This is a genomic window from Streptomyces aurantiacus (assembly GCF_001418335.1).
In the GTDB taxonomy this organism is placed as follows: domain Bacteria; phylum Actinomycetota; class Actinomycetes; order Streptomycetales; family Streptomycetaceae; genus Streptomyces; species Streptomyces aurantiacus.
Genome location: NZ_LIPP01000354.1, coordinates 1 through 8959, shown reverse-complemented (window position 1 = coordinate 8959; position 8959 = coordinate 1). Strand labels below are relative to the sequence as shown.

General features: G+C 69.2%; 9 protein-coding genes. 4 read left to right on the top strand and 5 right to left on the bottom strand.

Going from position 1 to position 8959, the window contains the following annotated elements; genetic code table 11:
* Positions 1-5: 5 nt before the first annotated feature.
* Positions 6-191 carry a DUF397 domain-containing protein gene (locus AOK01_RS42080; RefSeq protein WP_079104014.1) on the top strand — a complete coding sequence of 62 codons (186 nt, stop codon included), beginning with the start codon at positions 6-8 and terminating at the stop codon, positions 189-191.
* Between the two features lie 358 nt (positions 192-549).
* Here AOK01_RS42080 and AOK01_RS34955 read toward each other — a convergent pair whose 3' ends face one another.
* The gene (locus AOK01_RS34955) at positions 550-1506 is read right to left on the bottom strand and encodes an AraC family transcriptional regulator (protein WP_055518833.1); all 957 of its coding nucleotides are present in this window, start codon (positions 1504-1506) and stop codon (positions 550-552) included.
* Positions 1507-1641: 135 nt separating this feature from the next.
* Here AOK01_RS34955 and AOK01_RS34950 point away from each other — a divergent pair, with 135 nt between their 5' ends.
* Positions 1642-2394 carry an SDR family NAD(P)-dependent oxidoreductase gene (locus tag AOK01_RS34950; protein WP_055518831.1) on the top strand — a complete coding sequence of 251 codons (753 nt, stop codon included), beginning with the start codon at positions 1642-1644 and terminating at the stop codon, positions 2392-2394.
* A gap of 124 nt (positions 2395-2518) precedes the next feature.
* Here AOK01_RS34950 and AOK01_RS34945 read toward each other — a convergent pair whose 3' ends face one another.
* Both AOK01_RS34945 and AOK01_RS34940 read right to left on the bottom strand, forming a co-directional pair.
* Entirely contained in the window at positions 2519-3172 is a 654-nt protein-coding gene (locus AOK01_RS34945) for a hypothetical protein (protein WP_055518830.1), read from the bottom strand.
* Positions 3173-3224: 52 nt separating this feature from the next.
* Entirely contained in the window at positions 3225-4679 is a 1455-nt protein-coding gene (locus AOK01_RS34940; protein WP_055518828.1) for an alpha/beta hydrolase, read from the bottom strand.
* Positions 4680-4942: 263 nt separating this feature from the next.
* On the opposite strand from AOK01_RS34940, the gene AOK01_RS34935 reads away from it, so the two are divergent.
* A complete protein-coding gene (locus AOK01_RS34935) occupies positions 4943-6181 on the top strand; it encodes a sensor histidine kinase (protein ID WP_107100000.1) in 1239 nt (412 codons plus the stop codon).
* Positions 6182-6859, top strand: coding sequence for a response regulator (locus AOK01_RS34930; RefSeq protein ID WP_055518825.1), 678 nt, complete (start codon positions 6182-6184; stop codon positions 6857-6859).
* Positions 6860-6910: 51 nt separating this feature from the next.
* Here the strand turns inward: AOK01_RS34930 and AOK01_RS34925 are convergent, their stop codons facing one another.
* Positions 6911-7375, bottom strand: a complete 465-nt coding sequence (locus AOK01_RS34925) for a hypothetical protein (protein WP_055518823.1) — start codon at positions 7373-7375, stop codon at positions 6911-6913.
* Positions 7376-7511: 136 nt separating this feature from the next.
* Positions 7512-8714: a peptidoglycan recognition protein family protein gene (locus AOK01_RS34920; RefSeq protein ID WP_079104013.1), complete on the bottom strand. Its 1203-nt coding sequence runs from the start codon at positions 8712-8714 to the stop codon at positions 7512-7514.
* Positions 8715-8959: the final 245 nt, after the last annotated feature.

Here is an 8959-nt window from a genome sequence, read left to right as displayed (position 1 = left end):
CTCACATACCCCCCGCTCTCACGGGAGCGGCATGGCGCGCCAGCAGCTACAGCGGCGGCCAAGGCAACTGCGTTGAAACAGCCACCCACCTCCCCACCCACACCCCCGTCCGCGACAGCAAGCGCCCCGCCGGCCCCACGATCGTCTTCAGCCACGACGCCTGGCGCACTTTCCTCACGCACCTTGGTTGAGACGCATTACAACCAAGGACAGCACAACCGAGAACGATGGACGCCTCCCTTCATGGTCCGGACCTGACCTCAGAAGGTCCGCCCACCATCGGGGTGCCGGTAAGAACCGTGTCACCAGCCGCAAGCGGCGGTGATCAGTCCTTTGACCTGGAGGGTCGGGGCAGTTCTGCCGTGTTGGTCAACTCGGGGAGCGCGGGCGTGACGTACCTGTTCGTCGGTCATGGCCGGCGGGCGGCCGAGGCGGGCACCTCATGCAGCGAGGTGAAGCCGACGCCACGATTCCGCAAGCCGGACACGATGGCGATGAGGTCTTGGAGAGAGCGGCCGGTTCGAGGACGGGTGCTTGTCGCGGCACAGGTCAGTGGCCGTGATCCTGACGGCCGTTGACCGCGCGGGTCGATGATTCGCGGAATTGTCTGGGTGAGGAACCGACCACCCGGCGGAATGCGGTGCTGAACGCGCTGTCGGATTTGTAGCCGATCATGAACGCGAGTTCGGAGATCGTTCGCGTGTCGCGGCTCAGGGCGTCGCGGGCAAGGCTCATTCTCCACTGGATCAGATATTCCAGGGGAGTGGTTCCGACCCGCCCTTTGAAGGATGCGGCGAACGCGGAACGTGACATGTGGCTGATACCGGCCAGCTCTTTGAGTGTCCAGGGGTGTGCCGCGTCGGTGTGCATGGCGCGAAGCGCGGCACCGATGCCGTCGTCGTTGAGCGCTCCCAGCCAGCCGGTGGGCTGGTCCGTCTGTTCGGCGTGGGCGCGCAGCATGTGGACGAACAGGACCTGTGCGAGATGGTTCAGGACGAGAGAGCTGCCGGCGGCGGTTCCGGTTCCGGTCTCGGAGAGCAGGAGCTCGCTGAGGTGTGCCAGGAGCTTGCCGCGGGGATCTGTGGCACGGACCAGCACGAGCCGCGGTAGGACCTGGGTCAGGGCTGGGGTGTTCGTGTCCTCGAACGAGAAGTGCCCGCCGCAGAGGTAGGTGTCTTCCTCCGCCTCCGGGCCGATGCGTACGACACCGTCTTCGGCGCTTCCCCACACCGGCTTCGCGGGGCGCGGTGATGCGGTGAGTGTGCTGGCCAGGACGTAGGGCGGGGGGTTGCCCAGCAGGTAGAAGTCGCCCTCCTCCAGCCGTACGGGTTCGTGCCCGTCCAGAGTCAGCCAGCATGCGCCGCGCGCGACGACACCGAGCTTGACATGCGACGCCTGATCGAAACGCAGCGCCCACGGTCCTGCCGCGTGGAGACCGGGGTCGATCACGGTGCGAGGGCGCAGAAGACCGACGGCGTCGGCGATCGGATCACTGAAGCCGAGCACGCACTTCCCCTTTCTGGACGATACATAAAAAAGTATGGACTCTGCATGATGCACCGTACCGGGATGTGCCTGAAGTATGGCTGTCGAAGCGATCAACGCAGAGGGCTCGACACAGAGCGCTATGGAGGCACTTGCATGGGACAGCTTGAGGGCAGGACGGCCGTGGTCACCGGCGGCGGCACCGGAATCGGTCTGGCCGTCGCCGCACGTCTGGCGGACGAGGGCGCGCACGTGTTCATCACAGGTCGGCGCAAGACCGCGTTGGACGCCGCCATCGAGACCATCGGACCGTCCAGGGCCACCGCGGTGGCCGGCGACATCTCCGAGGCGGCCGATCTGGACCGGCTCTACGACGCGGTCCGCTCCCGGGGACAGGGACTGGACGTGCTCGTCGCGAACGCGGCGGTCGGTGCGTTCGTCACGCTGGAGCAGACCACCGAAGACCACTTCGACCAGACCTTCGGAGTCAACGTCCGGGGCACTCTGTTCACCGTGCAGAAGGCGCTCCCGCTGCTCAATGACGGCGCCTCGGTCATCCTGACCTCCTCCACAGCCGCCGACAACGGCATGGAGGCGTTCGGCGCGTACGCGGCGTCCAAAGCCGCCGTCCGGTCATTCGCGCGGACATGGTCCAACGAACTCAAAGGCCGCGGCATCAGGGTCAACGCGGTGTCGCCGGGCGGGGTCGAAACTCCCGGACTCGCCGATATTTTCGGCGGCGAGGAGATACTGTCCGCCGTCAAGGAGAACGTCGCCGCGACCGTGGCCAAGGGCCGCATAGGGCGTCCTGATGAGGTCGCCGCCGCCGTGGCGTTCCTGGCCTCCGGACAGAGCAGCTACGTCGTCGGCGCGAACATCTACGTCGACGGCGGGCAGAACCAGATCTGAGAACCCAGATCTGAGAACTTGATTTCGATCCTGAGTCGTTGACCGCCCCGGCATTTCCTGCTGATCGGCGAGCAACGCCAAGCCTCTGAGCTGCTGCTATCCAGCACGTCTTCTGGCAGCCCGGTCAGCCCGCGCCGCCGTCGAGCAGCCAGTTGTAGCGCAGCCGCAGTGCCCGTTCCGTGCTGGCCACCACGGCGCCGAGCCCGACGGCGGTGTTGAGCCAGGCCGGCAGATCGACGGGCGAAGTGAACGTCCCGATGCTCCGCGCGACGGGCTCCACCTGGGTGAGGGTCCCGATGAGCTGCGAGATGAGCAGGAACAGGGAGATGGCGAGCACGATCACCGAGAGGAGGCCGATCCAGCGGCTCAGCGCGGGGTGCGCGCGGTCGAGGTGCGCGCGGCGCCCTTCGGCGGAGTGGCGGTCCGGGACGAGTGGGTGTTCGGTCCCCTCGGCGGTGACGTAGTGGCAGCGCTTGAGCCCGAAGGCGCTCATCCTGACTTCCACGGTGCCGCCCGGGACGGGGAAGGCGGCAGGGAGCCTGGACCGGGCGTGGTGCCTGCCGTCGAGGAACAGGTGGGCCTTGACCTCGCCGGACGACTGGTTCTGCCCACGCTTCACATCCACGGCGTAGACCGTCTGCCGGCCGTCGTCGTACGTCAGCCGGAGATAGAACAGCGCACGGAAAGGCAATTGCCACCAACGGAAACGCTTCAACGCCCGCCCGTCGCCGGGTTTCACACGCTGCACGGCCCGACGACGCCGCCACTCCTTGAACATGACTCCCCTCCTGCTCCCGCTCCTGTACCGGATTCCGCTGGTCCCGCGCCTGCTATGTGCTCGGCTGTGCCGCGCAGGCGAGGTCGTGTGTCGGGCGCCGCCCGGTGGTCAGGTACGCCGTCACCGTGTCGTTCGCGCACGTGTTGGGGCCGAACGGATGGACACCGTGTCCGCCCTGGTCGGCCGTCACCATCGTGGCCCGCTCGCCGAACGCCTGCCGCAGCTTCCGGGCGCCGGCCAGCGGCGTTCCCGGGTCGCGCTCGTTCTGCACCATGAGCACGTTCGACGGGCCCCGGTCACCGATGCGCACCTGCGGCTCGACCCGCTTGTCCGGCCAGAACGCGCACGGTCCGATGCCTGCCGTCGACCCGCCCAGCATCGGGTACTTCACCCGGTCGACCGCGACATTGCGCTGATACTCCCGGACCGTCCCCGGCCAGCGCGTATCACCGCACACCACGTAGAAACGGCTCGCCATGAGGTTCTCGACGTCCGGCGGCAGCGGTACGGGCGGCACCGGCCGGTCCGTGTCGAGCGCCTGCCAGAACTCGGCCACCTCGGGCATGAGCGCATCGACGTAGAGACGGTCGAACGTGAACCCGCGGAACATCGTCCCGTCGATGCCCTGGACCGGCTTCGCGTCCAACCGCTTCGCGAGACCGAAGAACTTCGCGGTCACCTGCTCCGGCGTGGTGCCCAGCCCGTACTCGGGGCGCGCGGCGGCGAACGCGGCGAAGTCCGGGAACCGGTCCTCCAGCCCACGGCCGAACATCCGCATGGCCGTGATGTCGTAACCGCCGGGGCCCAGGTTGCTGTCGAGCACGATCCGGTCGCCACGCTTCGGGAACATCGTCGCGTACACCGCACCGAGGTTGGTGCCGTAGGAATAACCGAGGTACGAAAGCTTGGGCGCCCCCAGCGCCACCCGGATCCGGTCCATGTCGCGCGCGGTGTTCGCGGTGGTGGTGTGCGGCAGCATCCACGCTGTCGAGGAGGTGGCGCACTGCTCGGCGACGGCCCGCGCGTTCGGCGCCTCCCGCGCGACATCGGCCGCGGTGTGCGCGTACGGCGGGAAGTTGCCGCGGTACTGCTGCTCCGTCGTCAGATCGCAGGTCACCGGTGTGCTGCGGCCGACGCCTCGTGGGTCGAAGCCGATCACGTCGTAGGAGTCCAGCACCTTCTGCGGCAGCCCTGAGCTGCCGAGAACGGCCGGGAAACCCAGCCCCGAACCGCCGGGACCGCCCGGGTTGGTCAGCAGAACGCCGCGACGCTGCGAGGGTTTCTCGCCGGCCAGCCGGGAAATCGCGATCTCTATCTGCCGCCCGGCCGGATGCCGGTAGTCCAGCGGGACTTCGAGCGTCGAGCACTCCAGGCGGGGCGAGGCGACGTCCTTGGGACACGGGCCCCAGCGCACGGTGTCCGGCGTCGCCGCCACCGCCACGCCCGGTGCCGCAGTCGCCGCCGCCACCGCTGTGGCGGCGAGGGCGAGGGACAGGGTTCTGCGCATCTGATGTCCTCCTGGAGGGATGCAAGAGTCCTGAAGAGGTGCGAAGGAGGGTCGGAACGGGCCGCACCATCCGACCGCCGTTGCTGCCGCCGTTCCTGCCGCTCGGCACGTGAACGAGTCTGGCCGTGGCGTGCGGCCGGGCACATCGGCCCGGGGGCTCGACACGTCTTCACCCACGGGCGAGGTGGTGATTCGACTTCGGTACAGGTCGTATCAACCCTCGGCCCGACTCGCCGGCCGCACGGTTCCACGACAATGGCCAGGTGAACATGGACGTCGCGCCACGGCTCGGGTGGTGGCAGCAGACCTCGCGGCTGGTGGCCGCCGCGGCACTGGGCGTACTGGCCTGGCTCTCCACCGGTGTGCTGCTGAAGTGGCAGGCCGCCGAAACGGGCGCCTGGTTCCTCATCGGTGATCCGCTGGTGGCTCTCGGCTGTCTGACAGCGATTCTGTGGCGGCGGAGGTTCCCGCTCGCCGTCGCCTTGACGGTCGCGATCGCCTCGACGGCATCGGCACTGGCCGGCGGCGCCGCGCTCGTGGCACTGGGCTCGATCTCCACCCGCCGTCGTCCGGTGGAGATCGGGCTCGTCGTGCTGGCTTACGTGGCCGCGTCACAGTTCGCGGTCGGGTTCTATCCGGTGGAGAGCTCGCCCGGCTCGTTGTGGTTGCAGGTCACGTTCCCGGCGCTGACCGCGGGTATCGCGGTGGCCGCGGGCATGGCCATCGGCGCGCGGCGGGTCGAAGTGCGGTCGCTGCGCGACCGGGCGGAGAGCGCGGAACGGGAACAGGCCGCACGAGCGGCGCAGGCACGAGCCCTGGAACGCAACCGGATCGCCCGCGAGATGCACGACGTGCTCGCGCACCGGATCTCCCTGGTCGCCATGCAGGCCGGAGTGCTGGACCACCGCGGCGACCTCGGAGCCGAGGAGAGCCGCGTGCTGGTCCGCGGCATCGCCGAGGGCTCCCACCTGGCCCTGGAAGAACTACGGGACGTCCTCGGTGTGCTCCGGGCGGACCCGGACCGCCTGAGCCACCTCGGCCACCCCGGACGCCCGGGTCACCCAGGTCACCCGGAAGCACCGCAGCCCTCCTTCGAGGGAATCCCCGACCTGGTGGCCGACGCGCGCACGTCCGGACTGGACGTCACCCTCGCCACCACCGTGACGGGAACGCCGTCCGACGTCGTCGGACGTACCTGCTACCGGGTCGTACAGGAAGGACTGACCAACGCCGCCAAACACGCTCCGGGCGCACACATCCGCATCACCCTCGAAGGCGCGGCGGGCGGCAGACTCGACGTGAGCGTCCACAATTTCTCAGCCGCCACAAGAACCGCACCGCCGCCTCCCCCGCCACCGGCATCGGGATTCGGTCTGCTCGGCCTCGCCGAACGAGTCGACCTCGCCGGGGGGAAGCTCAGCCATCACCCCACATCCGACGACGGATACGTCGTCACCGCACAACTACCCTGGCCGAGTCCCACCCACGAAAAGAGGACATGAGTGGACAGCGAGCGCGAGCCGGTGCGTGTCGTCATCGTCGACGACGACCAACTGGTGCGCATGGCACTGCGGCTCGTCATCGACGGCGAACCGGACCTGACCGTCGTCGCGGAGGCGGCCGACGGAAACACCGCGATCACGGTGGTGGACGAGCAGCGACCGGACGTCGTACTGATGGACGTACGGATGCCCGGCCGTGACGGTCTCAGCGCGACCCGGGAACTTCTCACCCGGCCGGTGCCGCCCCACGTGCTCATGCTGACCACGTTCGACTCCGACGATCTGGTGCTCGGCGCACTGCGCGCCGGAGCGCTCGGGTTCGTCCTCAAGGACACCCCGCCGGCGCGGATCCTCGACGCGGTGCGGACCGTCGCGGACGGCACCCCCGTGCTGTCCCCCACGGCCACGGCCCGAGTGATCGCCGCGGCCACCGGTCCGCAGTCCTCTCACGCCCGCACGTCCTCCCGCGACGCCGCACGGAAACAGCTGTCCGGACTGACGGAACGCGAACTCGAAACCGCTCGGGCCATCGCGGACGGCCTGGGCAACCCGGAGATCGCCCAAAGGCTGCACATCAGCGTCGCGACGGTCAAGGCACACACAGGCAGCCTGTTCGCCAAGCTGTCGGCCGAGAACCGGGTTCAGATCGCGCTCCTGGTCCGCGACGCGGAGGACTGACCCCGCGACGACGCCGGTCCGGCTCTCGGGATCCCGAGAGCCGAGAACCTCCTACTCGCGCCGCTGGTACTCCCCGGTCCCGGTCTCCCCGGTCCTCCCGGTCTCCCCGACCGTCGACGAGCCGTAGACCAGGCCTACCTGGATCACGCCGTGGTGCGTGCCGTCGTTGATGGTGTTGTGGACGGTGACCGTTGCGGGGCCCGTGGGCGGCGGAGCCAACTCGTCCAGCAGCGCGCGGAGTTCGGCAGCCGCCGCGGGGTCGTCGCGCAGGGTCCGCCGGAGCCTGACGCGCCAGGACGCCCGCACGTCGTCCGCGGCCTCCTCGTCACCGGCGTCCCGCGCCGCTACGAGGTCGGCACGCGATGCCTCCAACTCGCCCTGCACCGCTTCCTCCTCGCGCCCCCGCGAGAAGAAGACGACGACCCGGTCCCGTACGTTCCCCCACCCGTCGGTCACCATCTGCTGCACGAGAGCCGTGGCCCCCGCCGCCGCCAGCGCCGCCAACTCCGCGTCCATCTGGACCCCTTCGTCGCATATACCGGGAATCTGTCGCGTATACGGAAATCTACGGTAGCGGGACCCGCCGCGACGGCAACCCGTGCGGGAGGGCACGCCCGCTGAGAGCGCGCCCACCAAGGACATGCCTCTGGGCTCAGCTCCCGCCGCCCGCCACAGCCTTCCGCAGGGCCGCGAGTTCGTCGTACATCACTTCGCCGGGGCACTCCGTCGACAACCAGTCGCGGTGACCGCTGATCTCGTCGACCTCCTTCGTGGTGGCGTTGATCGGGTTGGTGTACGTGACCTTGGCCTCCGGGTCGACCCCGTGCAGGCGGGTCAGGGCACGGACCAGGCGGGTGAGGGCACCGCGGGCGGCGTCGGTCGGGCCCTGCTCCATCAGGTTGCCGAGGAGCGCGATGCCGAGGTTGCCCGAGTTGAAGCCGCTCGTGTGGAAGGCGGTCACGAGGTTGCCGTCCGCGTCGTGGGCCGGGGCCCCGTCCTTGCCCGAGTAACGGCCCTCGTAGATACGGCCCTTCTCGTCGATGAGGAAGTGGTAGCCGATGTCGCCCCAGTCGTTGGTGATCGCGTGCAACTGGTAGATCGCGCGCACCGTGGCGGCCGGGTCCGCGTCGTCGTTGACCGTGGCGGTGTGGTGCACCGTGAGGGTCTGGAACGGGTAGTACGCCGTCGGCGTGTTCTCCGTGCCGTCCGGCTTGAAGCGCAGGCTCTCGTCCGCGCCCCAGGCCGCGCGCGACAGATACGCGACGCCGCGCATCCGTGTGGTGTCCTGCGGCACGGCGACCTTGCGGGCCGGGCCCCGGGTGGTGTCGATGGCCAGCGACCGCAGCTCCGTGGCACCGTCCGGGGCCTTCAGCTCGTAACCGGTGGCCTTGTCCGCGGGGATGAGCAGTCCTCCGCCCTCGCTGTCCGAACAGCCGCTGCCGCTCAGGGACTTCCAGGCGCCCTTGGCACCGTCGGCGTCGGTCAGCCGGATGCCGCCGCCGGTTGCCTCGCGGATACCGGTCCAGCGCACGCCCACGTAGCCGATGGGGAAGGCGGCCTCGACGGGGGCCTCGCCCGTGGCCGTCTTGGCGCGGGTCTCGGGGAACGTCTCGGAAGTCGTGCCGGGCTCCGAGGCGGTGGTGTCCGCGTCGGTGGTGTTCGCGTCGGCCGCCTCCGAGTTGGTGTTGGCCATCACGACAGGAGTGAGCACGGCACCCGCCGCGACCGCACCCGCCGCACCGATCAGCCCGCGCCGCGTGACGCGCGACCCGGCGCGATGAGAGGTGGGAGGCGAGGGTGTGGGCGACGTGGAGGCCGCCGGGGTCTGGGTGGGGTTGGTGGGGGGAACAGTCATGGGGTTTCCTTAGCGCTTCTGGTCGTTTCGGACGAACGCGCGGGCGTATGAGGAGTACGAGGCGTACAAGGCGTACGAGGCCCACGCTCCAGCCATGCTTGAAGACCCAAAGGATCCTAGGGCGTCGACTCGACGGCGCCGTCCGCCGCCCTCGGATATTCGGATGCGGCTCCATCAGCCGGGGTCGCATGATCAGCGAGTCGTACGTCGACATCCACCGATCCGTCGATCCATCGATCCGTCGA